The sequence below is a fragment of the Vibrio sp. D3 genome, assembly GCF_043995865.1.
Lineage (GTDB): Bacteria > Pseudomonadota > Gammaproteobacteria > Enterobacterales > Vibrionaceae > Vibrio > Vibrio diabolicus.
In genome coordinates, this window is record NZ_CP171886.1 from 1,147,672 (window position 1) to 1,174,054 (window position 26,383).

At 44.4% G+C, this 26,383-nt stretch carries 22 protein-coding genes; 12 read left to right on the forward strand and 10 right to left on the reverse strand.

The window, feature by feature from the left end:
* The first annotated feature begins 155 nt into the window (after positions 1-155).
* Positions 156-1,238 carry a rod shape-determining protein RodA gene (gene rodA, locus ACHFJ9_RS05065; protein ID WP_074190274.1) on the forward strand — a complete coding sequence of 361 codons (1,083 nt, stop codon included), beginning with the start codon at positions 156-158 and terminating at the stop codon, positions 1,236-1,238.
* Between the two features lie 73 nt (positions 1,239-1,311).
* Here rodA and ACHFJ9_RS05070 read toward each other — a convergent pair whose 3' ends face one another.
* The 3 genes from ACHFJ9_RS05070 to ACHFJ9_RS05080 form a co-directional block, all read right to left on the reverse strand.
* A complete protein-coding gene (locus ACHFJ9_RS05070) occupies positions 1,312-2,028 on the reverse strand; it encodes a YebC/PmpR family DNA-binding transcriptional regulator (protein ID WP_005392082.1) in 717 nt (238 codons plus the stop codon).
* A 135-nt stretch (positions 2,029-2,163) separates the two neighbouring features.
* Positions 2,164-2,373, reverse strand: coding sequence for a DUF3283 family protein (locus tag ACHFJ9_RS05075; protein ID WP_005374484.1), 210 nt, complete (start codon positions 2,371-2,373; stop codon positions 2,164-2,166).
* 100 nt (positions 2,374-2,473) lie between these two features.
* On the reverse strand, positions 2,474-4,369 hold the full coding sequence (locus ACHFJ9_RS05080) for an ATP-binding protein (RefSeq protein ID WP_199804109.1): 1,896 nt from the start codon (positions 4,367-4,369) through the stop codon (positions 2,474-2,476).
* Between the two features lie 68 nt (positions 4,370-4,437).
* Here ACHFJ9_RS05080 and ACHFJ9_RS05085 point away from each other — a divergent pair, with 68 nt between their 5' ends.
* Complete coding sequence (locus ACHFJ9_RS05085; RefSeq protein ID WP_258626413.1) at positions 4,438-5,193, forward strand: substrate-binding periplasmic protein; 756 nt, start codon at positions 4,438-4,440, stop codon at positions 5,191-5,193.
* Between the two features lie 71 nt (positions 5,194-5,264).
* On the opposite strand, the gene ribA is transcribed toward ACHFJ9_RS05085, so the two are convergent.
* Together ribA and ACHFJ9_RS05095 are read right to left on the reverse strand one after the other, a co-directional pair.
* Positions 5,265-6,326, reverse strand: a complete 1,062-nt coding sequence (ribA, locus tag ACHFJ9_RS05090) for a GTP cyclohydrolase II (protein ID WP_005392085.1) — start codon at positions 6,324-6,326, stop codon at positions 5,265-5,267.
* A 281-nt stretch (positions 6,327-6,607) separates the two neighbouring features.
* Positions 6,608-6,805: a PA3496 family putative envelope integrity protein gene (locus ACHFJ9_RS05095; RefSeq protein ID WP_005392088.1), complete on the reverse strand. Its 198-nt coding sequence runs from the start codon at positions 6,803-6,805 to the stop codon at positions 6,608-6,610.
* A gap of 361 nt (positions 6,806-7,166) precedes the next feature.
* Between ACHFJ9_RS05095 and ACHFJ9_RS05100 the strand changes: the two genes are divergently transcribed.
* The 3 genes from ACHFJ9_RS05100 to ACHFJ9_RS05110 are packed head-to-tail and all read left to right on the forward strand — an operon-like array spanning position 7,167 to position 9,417.
* On the forward strand, positions 7,167-8,015 hold the full coding sequence (locus ACHFJ9_RS05100; protein ID WP_065645234.1) for an ABC transporter ATP-binding protein: 849 nt from the start codon (positions 7,167-7,169) through the stop codon (positions 8,013-8,015).
* 2 nt (positions 8,016-8,017) lie between these two features.
* On the forward strand, positions 8,018-8,950 hold the full coding sequence (locus ACHFJ9_RS05105) for an ATP-binding cassette domain-containing protein (RefSeq protein ID WP_065645233.1): 933 nt from the start codon (positions 8,018-8,020) through the stop codon (positions 8,948-8,950).
* Positions 8,950-9,417 carry a transcriptional regulator gene (locus ACHFJ9_RS05110; RefSeq protein ID WP_269043440.1) on the forward strand — a complete coding sequence of 156 codons (468 nt, stop codon included), beginning with the start codon at positions 8,950-8,952 and terminating at the stop codon, positions 9,415-9,417. The genes ACHFJ9_RS05105 and ACHFJ9_RS05110 overlap by 1 nt, the downstream gene beginning before the upstream one ends.
* Positions 9,418-9,706: 289 nt before the next feature.
* On the opposite strand, the gene ACHFJ9_RS05115 is transcribed toward ACHFJ9_RS05110, so the two are convergent.
* Entirely contained in the window at positions 9,707-11,677 is a 1,971-nt protein-coding gene (locus ACHFJ9_RS05115; RefSeq protein ID WP_005392102.1) for a replication initiator protein RctB domain-containing protein, read from the reverse strand.
* 1,240 nt (positions 11,678-12,917) lie between these two features.
* Between ACHFJ9_RS05115 and ACHFJ9_RS05120 the strand changes: the two genes are divergently transcribed.
* From ACHFJ9_RS05120 to ACHFJ9_RS05135, 4 genes are all read left to right on the forward strand, one after another.
* The gene (locus ACHFJ9_RS05120; RefSeq protein WP_005374503.1) at positions 12,918-14,135 is read left to right on the forward strand and encodes an AAA family ATPase; all 1,218 of its coding nucleotides are present in this window, start codon (positions 12,918-12,920) and stop codon (positions 14,133-14,135) included.
* A gap of 7 nt (positions 14,136-14,142) precedes the next feature.
* Positions 14,143-15,117 (forward strand): ParB/RepB/Spo0J family partition protein, encoded by a 975-nt coding sequence (locus ACHFJ9_RS05125; RefSeq protein ID WP_006740903.1) that lies wholly within the window; start codon positions 14,143-14,145, stop codon positions 15,115-15,117.
* 105 nt (positions 15,118-15,222) lie between these two features.
* Positions 15,223-17,250: a tRNA(Met) cytidine acetyltransferase TmcA gene (locus ACHFJ9_RS05130; RefSeq protein ID WP_395354067.1), complete on the forward strand. Its 2,028-nt coding sequence runs from the start codon at positions 15,223-15,225 to the stop codon at positions 17,248-17,250.
* A 251-nt stretch (positions 17,251-17,501) separates the two neighbouring features.
* Complete coding sequence (locus ACHFJ9_RS05135) at positions 17,502-19,181, forward strand: DUF342 domain-containing protein (protein ID WP_395354069.1); 1,680 nt, start codon at positions 17,502-17,504, stop codon at positions 19,179-19,181.
* A 56-nt stretch (positions 19,182-19,237) separates the two neighbouring features.
* On the opposite strand, the gene catC is transcribed toward ACHFJ9_RS05135, so the two are convergent.
* The gene (gene catC / locus ACHFJ9_RS05140; RefSeq protein ID WP_053808182.1) at positions 19,238-19,897 is read right to left on the reverse strand and encodes a type C chloramphenicol O-acetyltransferase; all 660 of its coding nucleotides are present in this window, start codon (positions 19,895-19,897) and stop codon (positions 19,238-19,240) included.
* A gap of 88 nt (positions 19,898-19,985) precedes the next feature.
* On the opposite strand from catC, the gene ACHFJ9_RS05145 reads away from it, so the two are divergent.
* Both ACHFJ9_RS05145 and ACHFJ9_RS05150 read left to right on the forward strand, forming a co-directional pair.
* Entirely contained in the window at positions 19,986-20,897 is a 912-nt protein-coding gene (locus ACHFJ9_RS05145) for a LysR family transcriptional regulator (RefSeq protein WP_395354072.1), read from the forward strand.
* Positions 20,898-20,934: 37 nt separating this feature from the next.
* Positions 20,935-21,600 carry a Type 1 glutamine amidotransferase-like domain-containing protein gene (locus ACHFJ9_RS05150; RefSeq protein WP_395354074.1) on the forward strand — a complete coding sequence of 222 codons (666 nt, stop codon included), beginning with the start codon at positions 20,935-20,937 and terminating at the stop codon, positions 21,598-21,600.
* An 89-nt stretch (positions 21,601-21,689) separates the two neighbouring features.
* On the opposite strand, the gene ACHFJ9_RS05155 is transcribed toward ACHFJ9_RS05150, so the two are convergent.
* From ACHFJ9_RS05155 to murQ, 3 genes are all read right to left on the reverse strand, one after another.
* Positions 21,690-22,745, reverse strand: a complete 1,056-nt coding sequence (locus tag ACHFJ9_RS05155) for a porin (RefSeq protein ID WP_237311470.1) — start codon at positions 22,743-22,745, stop codon at positions 21,690-21,692.
* Between the two features lie 146 nt (positions 22,746-22,891).
* Positions 22,892-24,346, reverse strand: a complete 1,455-nt coding sequence (murP, locus tag ACHFJ9_RS05160; RefSeq protein WP_140075990.1) for a PTS N-acetylmuramic acid transporter subunit IIBC — start codon at positions 24,344-24,346, stop codon at positions 22,892-22,894.
* 28 nt (positions 24,347-24,374) lie between these two features.
* Positions 24,375-25,277 carry an N-acetylmuramic acid 6-phosphate etherase gene (gene murQ, locus ACHFJ9_RS05165; RefSeq protein ID WP_395354077.1) on the reverse strand — a complete coding sequence of 301 codons (903 nt, stop codon included), beginning with the start codon at positions 25,275-25,277 and terminating at the stop codon, positions 24,375-24,377.
* 242 nt (positions 25,278-25,519) lie between these two features.
* On the opposite strand from murQ, the gene ACHFJ9_RS05170 reads away from it, so the two are divergent.
* A complete protein-coding gene (locus tag ACHFJ9_RS05170) occupies positions 25,520-26,371 on the forward strand; it encodes a MurR/RpiR family transcriptional regulator (protein ID WP_033907250.1) in 852 nt (283 codons plus the stop codon).
* Positions 26,372-26,383 lie beyond the last annotated feature (12 nt).

Below are 26,383 nucleotides of genomic sequence, written 5' to 3' on the forward strand. Positions count from 1 at the left end.
CTTACCCATAACAGACGACATCGACGCTCCTCTCATACGCACCTTTGCATGGTGTCTGTTATTTCCAAATAGGATTCTTAGCATCGGAATAGTTCGAACTCTCGAGTTCTGGTTGTTTTCGCGCTCGAACTGGGTGCGTTATTAGGTCGTAGAAAATGAATAAGCGTTTTTTCCCCAGGGTCGATTTGCCACTGCTGATGGCGATCATTCCGATCATGCTATTGAGTACACTAACACTTTGGAGTGCCAGTGGCTTTAATGAGGCCATGCTCTTCAAGCATTTAGCACGCTGCGGACTGACCTTGGTTTGTATATTGGTCATGTCATCGATTCCCGCCGCTAGCTATCAACGCTCTGCTCCATATCTCTACATTATTGCGGTTGCGCTGCTACTTGCTGTCGCTTTGTTTGGCGATAGTACTAATGGCTCTCAACGTTGGCTCGATATTGGCTTTTTTCGCTTTCAACCCTCGGAGCTAATCAAACTCTCGATTCCAATCATGATCGCGTGGATGCTACATATTGAAGGTGGCAGACCAGATAGTAGGAAAATCGCATTCTGCTTACTCATCACAATGATTCCTGCTGGGTTAATCGCGCTACAACCGGATTTAGACGGTGCAGTTTTTACCGTCATTTACGCCTTATTCGTTTTATTTTTAGCTGGCATGAGCTGGAAAATAATCGGTGGCTTTGTCGCGAGTATATTAACGTTGGCGCCAATTTTGTGGTTCTTCGTCATGGAAACGTATCAAAAAAGCCGCGTTACTCAGTTCTTGCACCCGGAGTCGGATCCGTTAGGTTCGGGCTACCAAATCATCCAATCTTTGATTGCGATAGGCTCCGGCGGAATGAAAGGCAAGGGTTGGATGAATGCTACGCAAGGAACACTTGGCTTTATTCCAGAAAGTCATACGGACTTTATTTTTTCGACTTATGCCGAGGAGTGGGGTTTTGTTGGTAGTTTAGTCTTGCTCACACTGTACTTGTTTATTACCGCGCGCGTCATGTTGCTTGCATGTCAGTCTGACCACTTTTTTAGTCGGCTTGTGAGTGGTGCATTAGCGATGAGCTTTTTCCTGTATGCTTTTATCAATACAGGCATGGTGAGCGGCTTGTTGCCAGTAATGGGAAGCCCTTTGCCGTTCTTTAGTTACGGCGGCACGGCCATGCTGACGCAAGGCATCTGCTTTGGTGTGATCATGTCACTGTGTTATTCCAAATATCGCAACGTATAATGCTGCTAGCAAAGAGTGCGATCAAAAAAGGCTTCCCTCGGGAAGCCTTTTTACAACGGTGGAAGCTAAAAAATTATAGCTCTGCGTTGTGGTAAACCTGCTGAACGTCGTCACAGTCATCTAGAAGATCTAGGAATTTCTGGAACTTCTCAGCATCTTCACCCGCTACTGGAGTGTGAGTTTGAGGAACGAAAGTGATTTCTTCCACATCGATCGTTAGATCTGGGAACGCACCATTTAGTGCTGTTTTCGTCTTGAAGAACTCCGTATGAGGAGCGAATACAGTGATCACACCGTCTTCTAGCTCAACGTCAGTTACGTCCACATCTTCCATCATTAGCGTTTCTAGGATGATTTCATCATCGTCGCCTTTGAACTGGAATACCGCTTGGTGATCGAACATGTGAGAAACTGAGCCCTCAACACCAATTTTCGCACCCACTTTAACAAAGCATTGGCGTACATCTTGGAAAGTACGGTTGCCGTTATCGGTCAGACAGTCAACGATAACACTAGTACCGCCAGGGCCGAAGCCTTCGTAGCGCGCTGGTTGGTAATCTTCACCACCGCCGCCACTCGCTTTGTCTAGTGCTTTGTCGATAACGTGCGCTGGTACCTGATCTTTTTTCGCTTTCGCGATCAGGTGGCGAAGAGACAAGTTCATGTCTGGGTCACTACCGCCGTTTTTCGCGCACATGTAAATTTCTTTACCGTATTTGGAATAAACTTTAATTTTCGCGCCTGCAGTTTTCGCCATAGAGGCTTTGCGCACTTCAAAACTTCTTCCCATCGGGATGTCTCTCTAAATTCAAATTTAATGCGAAGGATTTTAGCAAAAAGCGAAACCTTTTCAATTTCGCTTAGCAAAGGAATGGGGAGGTTACCTCATTCGCCACATAGTTTTATACCGTTGTCACGATTCGCGTTAAGCGACACCCATTACTCGTTTGTACTTTTCGACCGATTGCTGAAAAAACGCTTTTTCATCAGCATCGTTAATCTTGGACAACTGTTCTTCTATTGCTTCAGGACCAGATTTGGCCTCTCTGAGCTTCCAAACCAAAAACGACGCTTGTTTATCCAGTTCGATTTTGTTTTTTTCATCAGGCGGCAATAGGGATAGATTGAACGACATTTACAGCCTCAAGGTACTTTAAATACTAGCCGCGCACTATAGCATACAGAGTTACAATTGCAGAATAGAAACGCACTTAACTTGATCAATTTCAAGTTAACTATTTGGGACCCGCACTGATTTTCAGCGCTTTTGGTAAAAACTGCTCGAATATTTGATGCAACCGATCTTTGGTCACAGGTTTGGCGACAAACTCATTCATACCGACGTCAAAGCAATGTTGTTGATCTTCTTTAATAACATTGGCACTCAACGCAATAATGGGAACGTGTTTCCCCCACTCTCCCATTTGTCGAATATGCTCAGTAGTAATGAAGCCATCCATCACTGGCATTTGGCAATCCATAAACACCAAGTCAAAAGCTTGCTTCTCACATAGCTGAAGCGCTTCTTCACCATGATTTGCGACGCTCACTCGAACGCCGAGCTTTTCCAACATAATACGGACGACTTTCTGGTTTACGATGGTATCTTCAACAATCAATACCCAAGGTTGATTGTCATGCTGGAGGCTGGTTTCATTATCTTCAACTTTTGGAAACGTCAAAACATTAGGTCGTTCCGTGTAAGTAGAATGTGCTTTTACTACAACTGGAATCGAAAACTCAAAACAACTACCAAGCCCCAACTCACTTGTCAGTTGGATTTCTCCTCCCATTAAGTTCACCAACTGAGCACCAATCGCCAAACCAAGGCCGGTACCACCGTACTTTCTGGTTGTACTGCCATCGGCTTGTTGGAAACGTTCGAAGATCGCTTGTTGGTTCTCTTTCGCAATACCAATGCCAGAATCAACGACGCGAAATCGAATCATGGCGACATCATGCTCTTGACGTGTTAACTCAACAAGAAGCTTCACATGACCACGATCAGTAAATTTGATCGCGTTGCTCAACAAATTGTTCAATACCTGTTTTAAGCGTGCAGCATCACCTTGCACTTCCGCTGGCAAGTGAGGATCGATATCGCTAAGCAATTGCAGATTCTTCTGCTTGGCTTTGACGGCGTGTAAGCTGATCACATCATCCAAAATACGGCGCAGATCATAGCTCGCATTTTCTAATTCGACTTTACCTGCTTCGACTTTAGAAAAGTCGAGAATATCGTCGATGATCGTCATTAAAGAGTGAGAAGAACTATCGATGATCTCTACAAACTCTTTTTGCTGAGGATCAAGTTTGGTGTCACCCAGTAATGAAGCGACACCAATAATGCCATTCATCGGTGTTCGAATTTCATGGCTCATGGTGGCAAGAAATTCACTTTTTTTGCGGTTGGCGACTTCCGCTCTATCTCTTTCTTCTTCAAGTTCAGTCTGATGCTCACGGACTTTCTCAACGCTTCGGTTGTATTTCTCCGCCAACACACTCACTTCATCAAAACACCAACGCTTTGGGAGCGTAACTTTGCTTGGGACCTTCCCGCCACTAAAATCGCTCACGGCGCCGGAAAGCAGTTGGAGAGGATTGACCAAGAGGCGGAAGGCGACCCAAAGCACGCCAATTATGAGCAATAGGATCTTGATCGCTTCTGTCGTGAGCAAGAAAAAAAATTGTTGCCAAAGATCTTCATAAATCGAGCTCAGATCCGCCTGAACAGTCAATGTCGCCAGATCATAGGTTTTATCACCAACACGATATTGCATCGGCCAACTTCTTTCTACGACATCCTCAGAAAGAGCGGTGCCCAATTCGACGATAACTTCATCTTCATTAGCGATACGTAAATAATCCACAGAGGGCATGCGCATTGCGCCCTCTGCTTGAGTGAGTAACAGCTCCCTATCCTCCACCCATAAGCTGGCAGAAAAGCTCGATAAGTAACTGGATTCGACCTGCTTTAGCTCGACGTGCAAATGGGCTAAATCTTCGTTAAAAACTCGATATAAACTCACAGCGGAAATGATGACAGTAAAGATTAAACTCAACGTTAACACCGCCAACATAAGTTGGTTGCCGATACTAAATCGACGTTGAGATCGCTCTTTTTCATCCATATGAAATCGCTCCGATAAACTTGCGCTACTCTAAATATAGCCACGCGCAAATAATAATCGAGGATACGATGAAAAGACTTCTACTTAGATTGGCTTTTAGTTTTATTGCGATAGGAACTTATGCTACTGCCGCTGAAGTGAACTATTACGTTATCGCCGACCAAGCAAGGCCATTTCAAATAGAACAACAGGGGCAAATGCATTCCGGGATTGTGACTGACATCGTCAGTGCCATTTTCGCTGAATCGGATTATCAGGTGAATTATCATACTTATCCGTTTAAACGAATGATCTCCATATTAGAAGAAGGTGGGGAACCAAACTGGCTAACTTACGGCAGCCCAAATTGGGGCAAGGTGCAATCAGAAAACTTGTCTGAAGAGCCCATTTACACTGTAAAACATGTATTGGTCTCTAGTAGTGAGAAACCGTTAGAGTTCAAGAATATGGACACCATGCATGGCCGATCTATCGTATTGCTACTCGGTTTTGATTATCCGAATTTAATCCCATTCTTTGAGGATGGTAGTGTGAATGAAATGCGAGTGAAAGATTATGAGGCTGCATATCGAGTAGTAACCCGAACACCAGGAGATACAGCCTTCGTCGAAATGGAATCGCGCGTTATGTACAACTTAAAACGCCTCAATTTGCCACTTGAGGATTTTCAGATCCAACCTTTCAGTTCAGTTATCCCCGACTACTCGATCTATTTGGCCTTTTCGCCCCAAATGCAGCCAGAAACTCAGGACTACATCAATACACGTTTGGCTGAGTTAAAAACATCGGGCGAAATTGATGAGATCATTCAAAGATATCAATAAATGGCCTAACGAATGAAAACGCCAACGATTCTATCGTTGGCGTTTTCATCTATTGAGACATAGATGATGCTTTACTTGGTGTGATTGACAAACTTAGGATCAAACATGTGCCCTAATTTACTCGCCTTAGTTTGCAAGTAGTGTTGATTGCTCGGATTATTACCTTCTTGCAAGGGCACACGCTCAATGACGTTGATATCAACCGCTTTTAACGCAGCCAGCTTACGTGGGTTGTTCGTCATTAGTCGCACCGCATCAATGCCCAAATGCTCTAACATCCCTTTACAGAATGCGTAATCACGCATATCGGCAGCAAAGCCCAAACGTTCATTGGCTTCTACAGTATCAGCGCCATCGTCCTGGAGGTGATAAGCTCGAATTTTATTAATCAAGCCAATACCACGTCCTTCTTGACGCAAATAAAGCAGTACACCACATCCCTCTTCGACAATATTTTGTAGCGCCCTGTTGAGCTGAAAACCACAGTCGCAACGCGTACTAAACAAGGCATCGCCAGTAAGGCACTCCGAATGCAACCGAATAAGCGGTGCAGCGCTGCTTTCAGGCTCTCCATACACGAGGGCAAGATGCTCTTTGTTCGTGGCAGTTTCAACGAAGCCATACATCATAAATGTGCCCCATTGGGTCGGCAATTTGGCTTTATCGATGAACTTCACGAGATTGTAGGGCTCGACATGTCTCAGCTCAGCCCGAACGTTCATCAGAATTTCTCCTAAATGATTTTCTCCTTTACCGTCTCCCCCATCACCCCAAAAGGCATCTTTGTGAGAATGCTCTGTGAGACAAGCGTTACCCGTTCTCATTAACTGCTGCGCTAAAGGTGGATTTTGCAGAAACTTTTCTCTAACGATGAAAGCCATAACGGCCAACTTCATATCCTCCCAGTCACTTCTGACGAAATGTTCGTATTTTCGGCTTAAGGCGAATGCTTCATCGGGAGTGCTCGCGTGTTGAATTTTGCTTTGTAACTGCGCATCGAGGAACTTTTGGGCTTGATAATAATGTTCGCTGGTGGGCCAAGTTTGGGAGGATATATTGACTGGGGCATGGCAAAAATTGGAAAGAAAACCGTGGGGCTCATCGGGCTCATAAAAAAGGATTTGGTCAACCATACTCGCGCTCCTTGCTTTGTGGTCGCGATAATCAACAAAAAGCATATCGCTATTGATATATCTTTTAGTAACGCTAGGTAAGATTGTCAAACTTCTACACAGATGAAAATGAGTTTGGATCTAGAACTTTTTAGGTGAAAGAGAGGTGAATTAGAACGTTTGGATAAGAAAAATAAAGAGATGTGAGATGTTGTAGTGAGACGCTATGGCTAAAATGGAGCGAAAAATAAAAAGGGCAGCCCGACGACTACCCTATGGATTGCTATACCAAACTAGAGCAATCAGTGTATCAAGCCAAGCTCCCTTGCTTCTTCAATGGTCAATCCACTTTCACGGATTTCACGTAGCGCTTCAATGCGTCTTCTGGCTTCTGCTGATTTCACTGTTTTCTCAGGCTTCACAACGGCTTCTTCATCAGGTAATTCCCATTTGTGAGCGATGTTGGTCATCTCGTCATGGTCGATAGAATTAATGGACATATTTCCTCCGAACACACCATGTTTTCGATGCGTAATCTATAGCAAAACAGGAACGAGGTGGTAAGAAAAACTGTAGGGAAATGTGACCCCTCCCGCCCTTTCGTTAACTCCTTAATAGATCCATCATTTAAGTTTTGCCAAGGGGCAAATTTACGATTAGATTTGAATAATTCCCCCTAAGAAAAGTGTGCTGATCCAGCTCTCAATTCTCGTCTTCCTTGACTTCATTAACAACGCCGGATACCACTTTTTATTTCGCCTAACTTTCGAGTCACTTCACTGATTCACCGCTTGCCACTTTCTAAAAACCACCGCACCTGATAATGATAATAATTATCTTTTACATTGTTAAGGTGTTTATATGGATGGTATTAACTTAAATCATGCATACCACAATAATCCGGTCATACAGATCCGAGATTTATGCGTCGATTACATCACCGATAATGGTGATTTCAATGCGGTAAAATCCGTCAGCTTCGATATCGGCAAAGGGGAAGTATTTGGGCTTGCTGGTGAATCGGGATGTGGCAAAAGCACGATCGCATTCTCGATCAACCGTCTCCATAAGCCACCAGCGTTCATTTCTGGCGGTAAAATATTGTTTGATGGCAAAGACATTCTTAGCCTCTCAGATTCCGAGCTAACCGCTCTGAGGTGGAGTGAAATCGCCATGGTGTTTCAAAGCGCGATGAACTCACTCAACCCTGTCTTAACGATCCAAGAGCAATTCGCAGATGTATTGCGTCATCACCAAGGACTCACCAACGCTCAAGCGAAAGATCGAGCAGAAAAACTATTGGACTTAGTCAATATTCCACGAGAACGGTTAACGGAATACCCTCACCAATTTTCAGGTGGAATGCGTCAGCGCTTGGTGATTGCTATTGCTTTGTCTTTGAACCCTAAGCTGATCATTATGGATGAGCCCACAACCGCTTTAGATGTGGTGGTACAAAGGGAGATTTTACAGCAAATCTATCAGCTTAGAGATGAATTTGGCTTCTCAGTACTCTTTATTACGCACGACTTGGCGCTGATGAGCCAATTGTGTGATCGCATTGCCATCATGCGGCATGGAGAAATCGTCGAAGTCAATCAGGCATACGAAGTTCGCAATAATCCTCAACATCCCTACACACAAAAGCTATGGGCTTCTTTCCCAAACATCCACGACGTCCACAAACAACCAGAGCAACCAGGAGCGTAATCATGAATCAGCCTATCATCCAAATGAAAAACGTGATTAAAGAGTTCAGAGTAGGCGGTGGTTTAGCGAAAGAGGAAACCTTCCGTGCGCTCCAAGGCGTGAGCTTTGATCTGTATGCAGGAAAAACGCTGGCTTTGGTTGGAGAATCAGGCTGCGGTAAAAGTACGTGTGCTCGCTTGATCACTAAAGTCTATCCGGCAACAGAAGGCGAGATCCTTTTCAATGGCACTAATATCAATGAGATTACGTCACGCTCAGCGCTCCAAGAGTATCGCAGTAAAGTACAAATGGTGTTTCAAGATCCGTTTGGTTCACTCAATCCAACTCATACCATTCGCCATCATCTCACACGCCCTTTAAAGATTCATAAGCAAATCAAAAGCGAGCGTGACATTCCTGCCCGCTTGGAAGCGCTTTTAAAGCTGGTGGAACTACCTGAAGAGACATTAAATAAGTTTCCTCACGAGCTTAGTGGTGGACAACGTCAGCGAGTAAACTTAGCACGTGCTCTCGCCGTCGGTTCGCAAATCATTCTTGCGGATGAGCCAACATCGATGCTGGATGTCTCCATTCGCCTCGGGGTACTGAATCTAATGCAGCGCATGAAGCAAGAGCTAGGAATCGGCTTTTTGTACATTACTCATGATTTGGCGACCGCACACTACATCGCGGAAGAAACAGCTGTGATGTACAAAGGGCAAATCGTTGAATGGGGTGATACACACTCAATACTGAAGAATCCGCAGCACCCGTACACCAAACTATTGATTTCAGCCGTTCCCGATCCAGATCTTCCTTTTGGTAACTTAGTGAAAAGTGAGCCAAACTATTCGATAGATGCCGATGAAATTCGTAGTCGTAGCAGCATCATTGTCGACGAATTTGATCAAATAGGACCCAATCACTATGTAAAACAATGGACTGAGGCTGCGTAATGGAATTGAGGACTTGGCAAGATCAGATCGCCATGTGGTATGAACATCGGAAGCATGATCAAGTTGAAAACCTGGAAACGATCTTATATCAAGCGCCCGACGGCGTGTTTGGCCCAGAACTGAACGAAGTTCAAAGCAAAGCGATTGCTTGCTGGCTAGACGGTTGTTTACGTGTGTTTCAACATGCTAGGTACCAAGATCCTCAAAAAGCGTATCAAACCTTGCTTTACACGAGCGCAAAGCTTGAGCAAGCGGCATGTCAGGTATCGACCGATATTTTGATCAAAGATTGGTGTTTAAAGCGACTTCAGCACCTTACCGTTTTAGCGTTAGAGTTTTGTAATCAGCAATGCGATCAAAATGAGTGGCAACAGCAGGCACATAATTTGATCGAGTCGCATGTTGCTTTGATGCGTTCTTTACACTGGAATGAAGCCAAGAAGCATGATCAAGGTTTATCTCATTAATCTGGAAAAATGATCAAGGCTTACTTTGAGGAATTTGAGGTAAAAAAAAGCGAGTTTCCTGAGGAGAAACTCGCGAAGTCTATTCAGAATGAATGTAACAATATGAGCCAATCTATTAATCATCAGAAAGGACAAAAGGTTGTCTATTCGTGATAAATAGTAGTCTCAGGCTTGGCTCCTAATGTCAGTGATTTGTTAGAGTTAAGTCTGTTTTTTATCATCGAAAGACATTGTTACATTTCAAATCAATACGCCACGCCTATTGCTTGATACACATCAAGCAACGCTTTTAAATCGCCATTTCATCCAGAGCGCGGAACACCATTTCATCCATGTGGCCATCGAAGATTTGACGGCACACCTTCCGACGTACCGCTAATCCAGCAATCAAGCGCTCAATGGTAAGATGCTTAATATCATTTTGAGTGTTAAACAGCTCGACGGTTTTGCTTAATGTCTCATAAGGAATTGGCTCATCCCCTACCCTTAGCCAATCAAGCTTCTCTATGTAATCAGAACACTCTTCTTTGATTGAGGCATATGAGTGCCCTGTCATCGCAGATAAAGCCGTTATACTGCGTTCTAGAGCCTCTGGTGAGGTATATTTAGATAAAGTAATGGTGATCTCGTCTGCATTGATCTCTACCAGGTGTTTTCTTTGCTTCACGCGGCGGCCTAAATTCCCTCTTGGAGATGGCGCTTTGCGTTGGATAGGCTCAAATTCGCCGTCTATGATGCCTGAGAGCTCTTCAAGCTGTTGTCGGGTAACCATCTCATTACGAAGTGGGTTTGGCAGCGTAGGCGCCATGTTACGCTTTCCTGCGTTGGTTGTTCGCGCACGTGAATAACGTAAGACTTCTTCCACATCGCATTTAATATCGATCTGGTAGTCCATCACTTTGTCATTCTCGATCATAGTTTCGATCGTCAGGTGATAACCCCACAAATTCACGACAAACAGCTCATCCGTTCCCTTACCATCCGATAAACGCTTCAGCTCTCGGATCAAGTCCATCGAGAATCGTCGCCATTCGATGTTACGTGCCAGCTTCTGGTTTAATTCACTCAGCAGCATGCAGTCAGTATGACGACGCACCATGCGGCTACGGAAGAAAGAATACAGTTGGAATACCAAAGTATGTTGCTTCAAGATCTCTGGTGGGAACAAGAAGAAATAATCACGCGTTAATAGTTCTTCATAAAACGAAGGCTCCCAAACCAAAATGTACAAGTTTGGTTTGATACGAATTTCACCATCGCTTCCCTCTACAGGCGCTTCTTCAGATGCAGTGATGGTTCGAGCAAGAAAACGAAAACGATCACTTTTGAATCCTTCTGGCATGTTTTCACTTAGCCAACGACCAGTGAGTTCATGCAGCTGGAAATCGGTAAACTCAATACGATCAATGCTGTCGCGAATAGAATCACGTGCTGGACCACTGTCTTTTTTGCCTCGAAGCGACAAAATATCAGTAATGTATAACGGCGTCTTGTTTGGCACGTGTGCTGCGTCGAGTTGATACTGATCTTTGTGATGATCATGGTATTGCACGGTCAACGTGAACAGAGCAAACAAGGTCATCAGATCATCCACAGTCATGATATTTTTGGATGATCGCGTTTCAATAACCGCTTTGGTACCAGAGATCGACACCATGGATTTCTGATAACTTTTTCGAGTTCTTGGTGGTGCAAGTGCTTGGTCAATGATCCCAGCCCAATTCGTTGGAGACACGACAAATTGATCGGCTTCATCTTTCATCGTTGGAGGGGTATTCAACCCATGTTCATTCAACAAACGCTTGTTGACTTGGGTTTGAGCCAATGCTTTTGAACGTTTTTGCTTTTCGTTTTGGCGTACTTTGTCTGTAACAAGACTTGTTGCACCCAACACTGAAATAAGCTGATTAGGATTAACAAACTTATGTAACATCGTCTTACCAGCAAGTCCTTCTTCAAACCGCACTGGAGTTTGAGTAAACAAACCAATGTTTACTGCTGCACGTAAGCGTTGTTGCAGAGCTGCACGAGTGAGTTGTCCGTCCGTCGCTTCCACAATCTCTGTGGTTGAAACCAATCCATCTTTGCTGCTGAAACCTCGCAATGAGATCAGATTAAGCAACTCTAAGATGCTTTTGGTCACCCCTTTGAAATGTTGGTACTGCTCTACCCAATCTGCAGAGGATTCATGTACCTCAAAAAGATGGCCATCCTTATGGCTTCTAGGTGCTTTAATCAGAATTTTTTCATCAGCCGTCATTTTAGATCCAGATCACACTAGCCGTAGTTGTGCTATGGTTCCGAAGAATAAAGAAAAACAGATCATAAATAAAGAAAAAAGATTGTTTTTTAAATAACTGATCTTTTTGATTAATCTGATCTTAATTGATTATATGATCTAATGATCTGGCTATCGTTTTGCCGCTAAGTACATGTTCTATAAAGTGATTATTTTCATGCATGTCGGAACTATGATCATGTTAATTCTGAAACTATGATCAACAATAGCCTGAAAGCATGATCACATTTGCTCGTAAGCATGATCATTAAATTTATGAAAAGATGATCAAAAGAGTCATGAAACGATGATCATGATGTTTTTACAGGTTATCCACAGATGCTGTGTTTAATAATGATCTTAATGAGAATTTTATTGAGCATTGTCGATGTTATTGATACTCGGATCGATGATCAAGAGCTGAGATAGCTATCGTTCTGGAGACAATATTGATGATAAATTACTCATGTGATGAAAATGCATCCAAGTAGCTCTTATTCCGCAGTAAAACCTAGTTTCGGACTATTCTTAGGAAGCATGATCATGAGAGTAAGATTTATCATAGTAACTTGAACAATTTCATTGTTCCGGCTTCTCTATGCACTAATTTCTTCTCCATCCCCCATTCTGACTGCATTCAACCGTAAATTAGAGACAAAAACTCATGCTTCCGAGAGATTCTATAGCTTGATCATATTTCCGATTGATGGATCTTATTTAATCCGCGTGTTTACACCCTCGTCTACTCTATTTTTCCATGATCATGCTTTCGTATTTGTGTTTTATCATGGAAGCATGATCATAAGCATACCTTGATCATACTTCCATAGGAACATCACTTGAACTGCCCTTTTTGGCTCGGATACATGATCAAGGTTGTTATTAGCGTTCATGTTGAAAGATTGATTTCTATTTTTTGTTTAAATTAGGTTGGCCTAACATAATCCGTAATTTAGCTTAAGAATATAATCGTTCCGGTAGAAAATTGATTTACATTGTAAATGGGTGACGCTGTAACACTTTTATTTTTAAGTTTAAGGTGTCCATTTATTCGAAGATTATTTAATTAAAAATAGTTATGTTTTTTACCATAAATCATAAAAGCGTCGATTTGAGTGTTTTTTTATGTGATGGTTATTCAAAATGTTCGTGCACCTTTTTGTTGTTTTTGGTCTTTACTGCTGTACAATTGCAAGCATAAATCCTTCCAACGGAATTTGGCATGAAAAGAGAAAAAACGATTGAAAACCTTCTTGAGTTGGCGGAGCTGACTCAGCAGGTTCAAGCTGACCGTATTGAAATTGTTTTAGAAGAGCGAAGCGATAACTATTTCCCACCAATGTCTAAGGCGATGATGGAAACCCGTTCAGGTTTAACTCGTCGTAAGCTCGATGACGCGATTGGTAAGATGGAAGCGGCTGGCCATCAATTTACTAAAAATAACGCGAATCATTATTCAATTACGTTAGAAGAAGCACATATGCTTATGGATGCGGCTGAAGTGCCTAAATTTCATGAGCGTAAGAAGAATTCAGGTAACAAACCTTGGATTATTAACGTGCAGAACCAGAAGGGTGGTACAGGTAAATCAATGACAGCGGTCCATTTAGCGGCATGTTTAGCGCTAAATTTGGATAAACGCTACCGTATTTGTTTAATCGACTTAGACCCACAAGGCTCGCTACGTTTATTCCTCAACCCACAAATCAGCATGGCAGAGCATGACAATATCTATTCTGCTGTAGACATTATGTTGGGTAACGTGCCTGATGGTGTAGAAATTGACAGTGAATTTTTGCGTAAAAACGTATTGCTGCCAACGCAATACCCGAACTTAAAGTCGATTTCAGCGTTTCCAGAAGACGCAATGTTTAATGCTGAAGCATGGCAAACGCTATCTGAAGATCCATCACTCGATATCGTTCGTCTGCTAAAAGAGCAACTGATTGATAAAATTGCTGATGACTTCGATATCATCATGATTGATACCGGCCCACATGTTGACCCACTAGTATGGAATGCGATGTATGCATCAAATGCGTTGTTAATCCCTTGTGCGGCTAAGCGTCTGGACTGGGCTTCAACAGTAAACTTCTTCCAGCATTTGCCTACGGTATATGAAATGTTTCCGGAAGACTGGAATGGTCTTGAGTTTGTTCGCTTGATGCCAACCATGTTTGAGGACGACAATAAGAAGCAAGTTTCTGTTTTAACTGAAATGAACTATCTTCTAGGTGACCAAGTTATGATGGCTACTATCCCTCGTAGCCGTGCGTTTGAAACCTGTGCCGATACCTACAGCACAGTATTTGATCTGACAGTAAGCGATTTTGAAGGCGGTAAGAAGACGCTAGCCACCGCACAAGATGCTGTTCATAAAAGCGCACTGGAATTAGAGCGTGTGCTGCATTCTAATTGGCCGTCATTGAATCAGGGGTAATAAGTAAATGGCTTTGAAAACGTCTGAATTAAACGCGAAATTATTTGGCAAAACGAATAAACGTCGTGTTGTGACTCCACAAGAGGCGCAAACCGCGGCAAAAGAAAAAGCTCAAACGATTGAGCTAGCTGTCGCAGGTGAAAACATTGTTCAGTTTGAACTTGTTCGTATTCCTGCAGAGAAAGTCGCGACAGAAACAACGGTGTTTGTTGATAACGCTCGTGAGCAATCGTTCTTAAACGAACATGCTTTATCTGATGTTTTAGTCACACTCAAAGAGCGTGGCCAACAATATCCAGCGGTGGGTCGTAGAACTAAAGATGGCAAGATTGAAGTTTTAGATGGTAGCCGTCGTCGCATGTCTTGTATCCTCGCGGAGCAAGATTTTTTGGTTTATGTTGCTGACAACATCAATACTGACCATGCTAAGTTTTTATCTGATGTGGCAAATGCTCACAAGCCGCTCTCTTTGTACGAAAAAGGTAAAGAGATGCAGGCTAAACTAGATAGTGGTGAAGCTGAAGATCAGAAAGCATTGGCGAAAATGTTCCAGTGCAGTGAAGCGTTAGTAAGTGGCGCTTTAAAAGCGGCGGCATTGCCGTTAGAACTGCTTCAAGCGTATCCCAATGTTGGCGATCTTGGTCGTCCAACTATCGTGAAACTGCACAAACAGTTTTCAACGTTGACGCCAGAGCAGCAGCAAGAGCTGTTAGATAAGTGTCGCTCTAGCGAAGGCTTTTTATGGCAGCGAAGCACAGCTCAAGGCGTTGCTCGTCTGACAAAAGAAGTCACGGAAAGCATCGAAAACTGGATTGCTGAGCTTGCACCAGCAAAACCTGGCAAGAAGACCGAAAAAGTCGACTTAGTAAAAGGTCGAGCAAGCTACAGCCGAAAAGGTAGCAGTCTGGCGTTGAACTTGAAGAAAGTTGACGACAGCCTGATGGAAGAGATTCTAGCCTTTGTGCAAAACAAGCTGCAATAACAAAAGATGATTGAATCAACCGCCTCCGGGCGGTTTTTTTATATCTGAGAAGCGTCAAATTAAAGATGTGATACCATTGCTTCAGTTCAACGTTGGATAGACAAAATGCAGACACAATCTGATTTCCTTTCATCACTTCAACAACAAGCTCACCAATCTTTCCAAAGATTCGGCATCGTCATTCAAGGCGAGTCTTCTTGGCAAGATGCATTGGTGTCAGAGTTCCATAAAACACAGATGTATCAACGTTGGTTTTGTGTCGGCGATTTTGGTTTGGAAAACGCATACAGTGTTTCGCCTAAACAAGGGCACATGTTGTTAGGCAGAGAGTGTGACGTTCTATTGTTTGATGCTCGAAATGGCTTTGACGCAAATAGTTTTACCGCCGCGCTTGGCTCATTGGTTGGCGGTGGCCTTCTTATTATCATTACTGAGCCGCGACAACCTACGAATTTTGCTCAGCAATGGATGCACAAACAATGGGAGAAGCTCGTTGTTATCGAGCAAGACAAACCATTGCCAACGGCTCCAGACATCAAGCAAGCAGAAAAAGAAAGCCACTACACGGAACAAGAACATGCCATTTCTCTAATTGAAAAGGTGGTGACAGGACATCGAAAGCGACCATTAATTTTGACTGCTGATCGTGGGCGTGGAAAAACAAGTGCCCTCGGCATTGCGTGTGCGAACTTATTACAGCAGAAGCCACTTAGAATCTTAATTACGGCACCATCTATAAAAGCTGTTGAGCCTGTTTACCAACATGCTTTGCGGTTACTTCCTAATGCGCAGCGTATTAGGAAGGACAGATTAGAATCAGGGCAGGGAGCCATTCAATTCATTGCTCCTGACGAACTTCTATCGAGCCGACCTGAATGTGATTTGTTACTTGTCGATGAAGCGGCTGCAATTCCAGTTCCTATGCTCAAAAGCATTACCGAACATTATCATCGACTCGTTTTTTCTACGACTATTCACGGTTATGAAGGTTGTGGCCGGGGCTTTACGATTAAATTTGTTGATTGGCTTCAGAAACAGCGTTCGGGGATGAAAACATGGCACATGACACAGCCCATCCGCTGGAGCATGAATGATGCGCTCGAATCATGGCTCTATGACGCGTTTTTGTTGGATGCGGAGTTAACGCACCATCAACTTAACCAGGTCGACTCAATTTCCCTTTCTAAAGCCGATAAGGACGATTTGATATCGCAGCCTAGTTTGCTGCGCGAGGGCTTTGCTCTTTTGGTTAATGCTCATTATCAGACCTCGCCGAATGATTTGATTCACCTTTTGCAAGACGACAACAATCAGCTCTATTTTGCTAAGCAAGATAATGTGGTTGTGGGGGTAATATTAGCGGTCGAAGAGGGTGGGCTTGACGCTGAATTGGTTGAAGAAATTCAGCTTGGTAAGCGTCGTCCTAAAGGACACTTAGCCCCAGTTACGATTGCAAACCACCTAGGATTTCCGAATGTCGCGAATCTATCGACGCTGCGAGTCATGAGAATTGCTGTTCATCCGGAATTGCAAGGAAGAGGCACCGGTCAAAAAATGCTGCAGCAACTTGATCAAATGGCGGCTAAACACATTGCTTACTTATCCACGAGTTTCGGTGCGACGGAAGAGTTGGTCTATTTCTGGCGACAATCGAACTTCCGTGCAATTCGCTTAGGGTCAATGCGCGATGCTGCTAGCGGTTGTTATTCAGTCTTGATGGTCAAAGCTTGTGATTCCAAACAGACGGCTTGGGTCGATGAATCTCAGGCGCTATTTGAAGAAATGTTGTCTAACAATGTGGCTGACGTCTATCCAAAATTAGAAGCCTCAATTTTTCGAGCTCTATTACCGCAACCTTTGGGAATGAGTCCACTTCATCCCGCTAAGTTATTACTAATTGAATGCTATGCTGATGGTGGTAACAGTTATGAGTCCGTGTCTGCTTGGCTTCAGCAGTGGTTACTTAACTTAGGTTTGAACTCCGCTTCCGACTTGATGATCAGTAAGCTTTTTCTTAACCGTAGTTGGACTGAATGTGCTCAGCAATTTGGTTTACCTGGAAGAAGGCAAGTTGAGCAGCAGTTAAGGGACGAAGTTAGACACATTTGGAACGATTTACACTGTAAACAATAAAGGGAAATTTACACTGTAAATGAAATAAAAAGGAGCTGATTTTACACTGTAAATCCAGCTCCTTTTTATTTCTGTGTGTATTTTGATTGAGCTTTAGGTTAAATCGAAATGCTCTCCTAATATCTGTTTAACCGTTATTAATGGATTACTTTCTTTAGTGACGTGAGCCCTATAATAAGAAATGCGAGGTTTGTTCAGAAAACGGATTTGGGTAGACTGAAAGTGTTGATGGGAAGCAAAGTGGTAAGGGTATGTGGAAGCTGTGTCTTGAGTTATCTGAAGATAAGACCAAGGTGATAGCCCGTCTTCCGGGAGAAGTGGACCTCGGTGGTGAGCTAAATCAAAATGAATTAAACGAGCAGTTCGTCGCAATGAACGCTGAAAAGATGTTTGTTGTTGAGGGGGAAGTCGTGAGATTCATTAACTGCGCCAAAGAACGTAAAGCCGAGGCCTACGAAGGCATCGTCATTGCGGAAAAACGCAACGCGCAAGTTGAGGTTGAATTATCGAATAATGACATGCTCGCCAGTATGAACGTTGTCGGCGCGTACGGAGGCCGAGGTTTACGTGGCCCCGAGATTGTTCAAGCCCTTGCTCAAGCGCGAGTTTCGAAAGGCATCAACAAACTGGCTTTGAAGAAAGTGTTGGTTGTCAGCACTCAGCTCAAACCCGGCGAAACTTTTTCTCAACCTGTAGCGGTTGGTAAGCAACCTATCAAAGGCAAAGACGCTCTTTTTACTCCTCTCGTTAAAGACATCACCAAACGCATCCTCAAACCCAAAGACGGCCAATCTGCTAGCGACAAAATTGATTTACGTAACCTCGGTGAAACTATCGCGGTTGACGTAGGCGATGAGGTGATGCGCCGCACGCCTGCGACCAAAGGTACGCCAGGTTTTACTGTTCAAGGGCGAGTGATTCCTCCACAAGCTGGAAAAGACAGCCCAATGAAGCCAGGCAAGGGCACCGAGATAAGCAAGCACGACCCAAACCTATTGATTGCATCGGTATCCGGTACGCCTCTGATTAAAGACAAAACCATTGAAGTTGATAACGCACTTTGCCTCAATAGCGTTGGTGTGAATACAGGCCACGTGAAATTCAAAGGGAATGTGATTATCGGTGGCAACATTGAATCCGGCATGATTGTTAAAGCGACGGGCTCTATTACTGTAGGCGGCTTCATTGAATCGGCTGACGTACAAGCGCAAGACGACATTCAAGTTGGTAAAGGTATCATTGGCCACACCGTGAGTGATGGCCAGCCAAAAAGTTGTCACGTCAAAGCCAAAGGTTCGATTCGCGCAAGCTACGCCCAATATTGTGATTTGCAAGCTGGCGAAGATATTGAATTGGCGGTGCACAGCATGAATAACGATATTGTTTGTGGGCGCAATCTGACCGTGCTGGATGCGAACGGTAGGAACGGCACGCTCAGCGGCGGGGATGCAAAAGTCGGTGACAAAGTGGTGTGTTTACAATTGGGCGTAGAAGGCGACACCGCCACTAAGGTAGAAGCGTTCGCGCGATATTCTGCATTTAAGGAGCGATTAGCAGAGCTCAAAGATCGATACAAACGTGCTCAAGAAGGCACGATGGATGTGATTCGCAAAGAGCTCGAATTTAAGAAACGTCCTAAAGCCGAACGTACCGACGAAGAACAAGCTCAGATTGATGTGATGAAAACACAAAACAACGAGCAGCTTGAAGCGATAAAGCAAAAGCTAGAACAAACGGAACATGACTTTGAAGTCGCGTTAGAAGAAAATATTGTCGAAGCCAAAGAGCGTGTCTTCACTCGCGTGACGGTGCAGTTTGGCGACGAACAAGTAACGACAAAGCGCACTCATGGCGGTTGTTCGTTCCGTTTCAATCAATACGAAATTAAAGTCTCGGCGAACTTGGAAGAAGAGGACGTCGCTGCGGTTTAAGCTTTCTTACTCACTGAGCCCACACGTCGCAACAAGATGTGTGGGCTTTTGTTTATCTACAAATCGACAATGTGCTCTTGATAGTAGTCCGCAAGCGCACCAACTTGGCTGCTACACATTACTTTCATTGCTTGTTTAATGTGTTCTATTGGCCAGTTCCACCATTGGATATTGAGTAGAGTTTCAATCTCTTTATCGCTAAATCGTTGACGTACGACTTGGTTGTTTCCAACCACCACCGAATAAGGTTGCACGTCTTTCGTCACTACGGCGCGTGCTCCTATGACGGCTCCATCGCCGATGTTTACTCCAGGCATGATCATCGCCTCACTGCCAATCCAAACATCATTCCCCACCACTGTATCTCCGGCACGCTCGAAACCGTCTTGTACGCCTTCTCCAAATTCTTCAGGAGAGAAGGGGAATGTCGAAATCCAGTCAATGCGATGACCTTGGTTGCCTGCCATCATGAAGGTGGTTCCAGAAGCGATGGAACAAAACTTGCCAATGATTAATTTGTCGATGCTATCGGGTTCTCTACTTTGCCATTCTTGAAGTGTGACGGGGTCACCCAACAAGTAGCGTACCGCTTGCTCTTCGAAGCTTTTTTGATGATAGAAGCCCGAGTAATAGCTGTAATCGCCAACGATGATATTGGGATTTGTTATGTGATCTTTAATGACTTGACCTTTTAACCACGTGTCGAAAACACTCATAACTCATCCTTTCAAATTTAGGTTGTACAGAGTTTAGATGCTTTCTATTATTTCCAGTAGTTTGATTTTAGAGATTCAGAATTACTGTATGGAAATAAAATGGCTCAGCTACGTACCACTTTACGTCGCTTTGTGCGAAGAGCGAAGTATTGCTGGCGCGGCAAAGCGCCTGAATTGTTCGAATGCGCATGTAAGTCGGCAACTTAAACAGCTTGAAGAGATATTGTCGGTGCAGCTTATTCAGCGAACTACGCGCCAGTTTAATTTGACCTACGATGGTTTGCGGTTTTATCAGCAGGTAAAGCAACTGCTCGAAGGCGCTGAGCAGATTAATGAACAAGTCATGGCAAACGAGATCGTATCGGGAAAATTGAGAATAGCGGCGTCTGCTTCTTTTGGAGCCGCGTTACTCAGCCAAACATTGATCGAGTTTCGATTGCAACATCCACAAGTGAGCGTCGAAGTGATCTTCACAGAGACACCTCTCGACTTGATTGAGGCTGGGTTTGATATCGCATTCTACTTTACCGATACTCCCCCAGAGGGATACGTCGGCCATCAGCTACGCACTTTACACTGTAAACCAATCGCTCATCGCTCGTATTTAGCTGATAAACCAAATGTAAGTACGCCAGAGAATCTTGGTGACTTAGAGCACATCCTTTATAAAAGTCGCGACTTGGTGTTAGATAAATGGACGTTTACGCATAAGCAAACTCAGCAGCAGTGCAGTATTGGGTTAGAAAGTACGCTGAGTTTTAATCTTGTCCGGTCCATGTTGGATGCTACTTTGGCTGGTTGTGGTGTTGCCATGTTAGATGAATTTGCACTGGCTAAACTCGACCCTGCACAAAAAGAACAACTCGTGAGTTTGCTGCCAGAATGGCAAACGGATGCGATTTTGCCGCTTTATCTGCTTTACCCAAAACGTGAGCACTTACCAAGAAGAACGCGAGCGTTCATTGATCACTTTAGGAACATATATTCTGTCGGCGAATAGCGACAACAAACTTAGCAACAATTGAGGAAGCAAAGGAATGCGAAAACACTGTATTGCGATTGGTGGTGGTGGCTGGATGATGGGAGAGAATCCGAGCCCGCTCGATCAATACATTTTGTCTTTGTCTGGTAAGGAGAATCCAAACATTTGTTTTCTACCGACAGCCACGGGAGACGCCGATGAAGTGATTGAACGTTTTTACAATGCGAAGCTTAGTGAAAACGTAACCCATTTTCCGCTGTTTAAGTTTGATGCTGGTTGGAAAGAAACGCTATTTGAACAAGGCATCATTTACGTCGGTGGCGGTAATACGCGTTCGATGTTGGCCATTTGGCGCGAATGGGGAATCGATAGAATACTCAAGCAGTGTTATGAACAAGGCATCATCATTTGTGGCATGAGCGCTGGTGCAATTTGTTGGTTTGAGTTTGCGGTGACAGACAGTGATCCCGAAGCATACCAAGTTATGCGTTGTCTTGGATTAATTGACGGTTTGGCTGCGGCGCATTTTTCCCATATTGGTGAGAAGTTTGAGGTTTTCCAAGCCTTTGCTCGTTCTCAACCGAGCATCACTTGTTATGGCATTCACGATTATGCGGCATTGCACTTTGTCGATGGAAAATTGTTAGCTACTGTCACCAGTTTTCCTGATGCAGGCGTGTTGGTCAAAACAGGTAACGAAGAAAACATATTACGAGGGTGAGCTTCTTCAAATCAGCATTAAAGGCAATAACTACTGACCGGACATAGAAGAAGCTCATGGATTCAGCTAACTTACATTAAATATCGTGCTTACAGCTCGTAACGCAGACCTAAGTGGTAGTAGCTTTCGTCTGCGTGTGCACCGCCAAACGAGACTTCTTGTCCATTGCTGTAGCCACGCGAGCCGTTACGATCAACGTAGTTTGTGTAGATAGAAGAACGAGGCGTCAGTTTGTATTGCACTTCTAGCGTTGTATCTTTCAGCTCTAGCTCGTCACCATCACTGTTTTCTAAAGAACGATAACCAGCACGCAGTGCCCATTTGTCATTTACACTGTAAACCGCCGTCAGTTCCATCACTTTGTCGGTACTGGTTTGTGAGTAATAGCCCTCTAGTTCATCTTCCGAGTACAACGCACCCAACATCAAATCACCTAGGTAGTAACGCGTACCTGCGCCCCAGAATGTGTAATCGGTGTCGTTGCTTTCACGTGCATCACCTTTATTTTTCTGCATCGCCACCACTGGTGCCAAGGTACCCAAATTCCCCATATCTAGCGTATAACGCAGTGCAGTGTTGTAACCGTAGTCGAGTTCAGAAGTGTTGTTTCCTAAAATGTACGCGACAGAAAAATCGAAATTACCTAGGCTGTTTTGGTATTGCAGCGTGCCATCTTGACGGAAAACTTGCGTCGCGGTTTTGTCGACTTTATTCGCTTGGCGCGCCATAGAAACATCGGAAGAGGCGAACACATCACCAATGTCGGTAAACATAATCAATCCAGATGCCACACGACCACCAGTAATGCGACCATAATCTTTCGCATCAATACCCGCCCATACATAACGTGCGGTCAGAGACGGTTTGTCGTTTACTTGGTTTGCGTATTCAGCGGCACCCACTTGGTATTGCGCTTGGCCGATGATCGACGCGTACTCGTTGATGGTTTGTGAACCGTTTAAACCAATACGGCCATCAAACTCGCCATTTGCATCGCCGTGCTCATCATTTTTACTGGTGACATTGAAACCAAGACGAGAATAAATATTTAAAACTGACCCATCTTCCGCTTGATACAGCTGCGCTGCCATTGCGTTTGATGCCATCAATGTTGGGATAAGTAGAGTCAAAATGTGCTTTTTCATGATTAACGATCTTTCATTTCTATTGTTTTAGGTACGACAAAGCCCCTTCCGAGTAACGGAATAAGAAAAATTGTCGTGAAGTAGAGAGGGTGCGCCCTTGTTTCCCAAGGGCGCGAGCTAGTCCATTCCTATAGGGGAAGAATGATTTAGCTTAAATCGACGTCTTTGCAGCCAAAGAAGTAAGTCGCGAGGAAGCCGACGATGTAAGAGATAAGCAGGCCAGCAACAAACACCATCATGCCCGGGAAGATGCCATTTTCAGATGTCATGAGAGGAATCGCCACGATACCGGACGGGCCAAACACCGTATTAAGACCAACTGGTAAGCCAAGGTAAGAAACTAAACCGATAAAGAAGCCGCCCGCAGCACCACCAATACAAGCGGTAACAAATGGTTTTACGCGTGGTAATGTCACGCCGTAAATCAATGGTTCGCCAATGCCTAGAAGACCCGGAATAATAGCGCCTTTAACTTGAGTGCGCAGTAGAGCGTCTTTTTTGGCTTTGAAATACAGAGCCATTGACGCGCCAACCTGACCGCCACCAGCCATCGCTAGGATAGGGAATAGCGAGTTAAAGCCTTGTGCTTCCATCAATGCGAAGTACACTGGAACAAAACCCTGGTGGATGCCAAATACCACAGAAATTAAGAACAAACCTGCCAAGATTGCAGCGCCTAATGGGTTATCGTTCAAGTTGAGGAACAACCAAGACATCCCTTTAAACAGCTCGCCGCCGATTGGCATGATGATCAAGAAGGTTACCGCACCCATGATCAACAGAGTGATAACGGACGTTAAGATCATGTCCAGATCATCTGGCATGTATTGACGAACCTTACGCTCGACTTGCGCACCGATGATCGCCGCCAAAAGTACGCCAATAATGTTGCCGCGCGGATCAATCGCAAAGCCGAAAAACTCGTTCATGCCAGAATAAATGCCGGATGTAGCCTCTGGGTTGTAACCCAGCACAAACAAAGAGGCGAGAATGGCACCATTAACACCAGAGCCGCCAAACGCTTGCTGCGCGTTGTAACCAATCAGAATACTTAGGAAAGCAAACAGACCCTTACCAAAGACTTTCATGTAGGCGATCAAATCCAACATAAACTGGCTTGGTGTCTGGTCGAGAACAAACATCTGTTCCAATAACGTCGCAAAACCTAGCAACAAACCAGCGGCAATAAAGCCAGGGATCAACGGCGTAAAGATGGTGGCAAACTTGCTTAAGAAACGCTGAACCGCACTGGTTTGCTTACTCTTCATCTGTTTTTTCTGCTCGGCCGCGACGGCAAAAAGATCTTGTTGCGGCATATCTGGTTCTTCACTGTCACCAGAAGTTAAGCTGTCGATCAATTGATTCATCATCTCAGCCGCTTGTTGAGCTTTTCCGGGACCGAGAATGATCTGAAATTGCTCATCGCTTTCCACCACACCCATTACGCCGGGAATTTGCTTGATAACTGATTGATCAGCCAAGCCATTGTTGGCGAGCGATAAACGCAAACGCGTCATACAGTTACCACATTTGCTTACGTTGCTACTGCCACCCACTGCGGACAGCAACTGCGATACTGTGTTTGAAGTTATTTTTGCCATAGGGTCTATCCTTCAGAACTCGGATTATTTAGTTATTATTTAGTGCTGCGCGAATAAAACCGTTGTGCGCGGCGAGGCGTGATTTGGCTTGTTCGGCATCCAAATTGGCCAAAATCATTAAGATGGCGGTTTTACAGTGGCGATCGCAGGCATTTAATGCTCGCTCTGCTTCTTCTTTTGAGGCGCCAGTTGCTTCTACAACAATGTTGGTTTGGCGTTGGATGAGCTTAGCGTTGGTGGCCTCTACATCCACCATTAAGTTGCCAAATACCTTACCGCTACGAATCATTGCACCTGTCGTGAGCATGTTTAACACCAGTTTTTGTGCGGTGCCGGCTTTCATGCGAGAAGAGCCAGTAACGACCTCTGCGCCAACAATCGGCAGAATCGCGATGTCGGCCGCTTCTGCCATGGTACATTCTGGATTACAAGCGATAGATGCGGTCGTGGCTCCGATGGATTTAGCGTACTCCAAACCACCTAGCACATAAGGTGTACGGCCACTTGCAGCGATGCCTACAACCACGTCATTCTTGGTGAGGTGAAGTGCTTTTAAGTCGTCTTGACCCATTTTCGCGTTGTCTTCTGCGTTTTCTACCGCTTTCAAAATCGCCTGATGTCCACCAGCAATTAAGCCAATTACCATATCTGGATGCGTTCCGTAGGTAGGAGGACACTCGCTCGCATCAAGAATTCCTAAGCGGCCTGATGTGCCAGCTCCCATGTAAATTAAACGGCCACCATTTGCAAAAGCTTGGGTAATTGCATCAACTGTCTCTGCAATTTGTGGTAGCACCGCTTTTACCGCGAGCGGGACTTTTTGATCCTCTTCATTAATGACTTGCAGCATCTCGATGGTCGAAAGCGTATCAATCTCGGCACTGGCTGGATTACGGCTTTCTGTCACCAATCGGCTTAAATCAATTTTCATGTTTTACACTCTTCGTAATGTTCAATCTGAGGGCGATTCTATGGAATAAAATATTCTGTTTTGGTGATAAAAATCACACTTGAGGTTATTCTTTGTGCAGGCGAAATTTGGAATAATGAGAGAAAATATACGTCCATTACATCCGGTATAAACTGGCTTGGTTAGAATAATCATGGAGTTAAATCAAACTCCAATTATTTTTGTTTTGGAATAATTTATTTAAAATTTTTGAGGTTTTTGTTGTGTCAGTTATCAATAAGATAGTCGCGAGGCGTACTCAGCTTTCGCAAAGTGGTCGTTTGGTCGGCGATTGGATTGTTGAAAACGCAGAAAAGGCGGCGCTGCTCACCAGCCAAGAACTTGCGGCGCAAGTAAAAGTGAGTCAATCGAGCATTGTGAAATTTACTCAGCGTATCGGCTTTAAAGGTTACAGCGAGTTTAAATTAGCTCTGAATGAAGAGATTGGCCGTAAGCATGCGATGCAGTCGACACCGCTGCACAGTGATATTTTGGCTGACGACCCCATTGCGGTTATTTCACAGAAACTGGTGAAAGCGAAAACCGATGCTATGTTTCAAACCACCAATACGCTGTCTTACGAAGCGTGTCACCAAGCGGTGAAATGGTTGAGTGAAGCGCGTCGAGTGCAAGTGGTCGGGATTGGGGGCTCTGCACTGACCGCGAAGGATTTAAGCTTTAAACTGCTTAAACTTGGTATTACGGCGCTTTCTGAACAAGACAGCCACGTGCAGATTGCTGTTGCCCGCACGCTCTCTCCAGAAGATGTTCAGATCGCAATCTCGTTTTCGGGTGAGCGCAAAGAAATTCTCGTCGCGGCAGAAGCGGCAAAAGAGCAGGGCGCGAAGGTGATTGCGTTATCTGCTCCTGGGAGAAGCCGCTTGCGCGGTATTGCCGATATTACGTTTGATACGATTGCCAATGAAACGGAACATCGCAGCTCATCCATTGCTTCACGCACCGCGCAAAACGTGATCACCGATTTGCTGTTTATCATCTTGGTTCAGCAAAGAGACGACAGTGCCCGTCAGTTGATCAGCGATATCAGTACCGACATCAAACAGATCCTCACATGATCGCTTAACCAA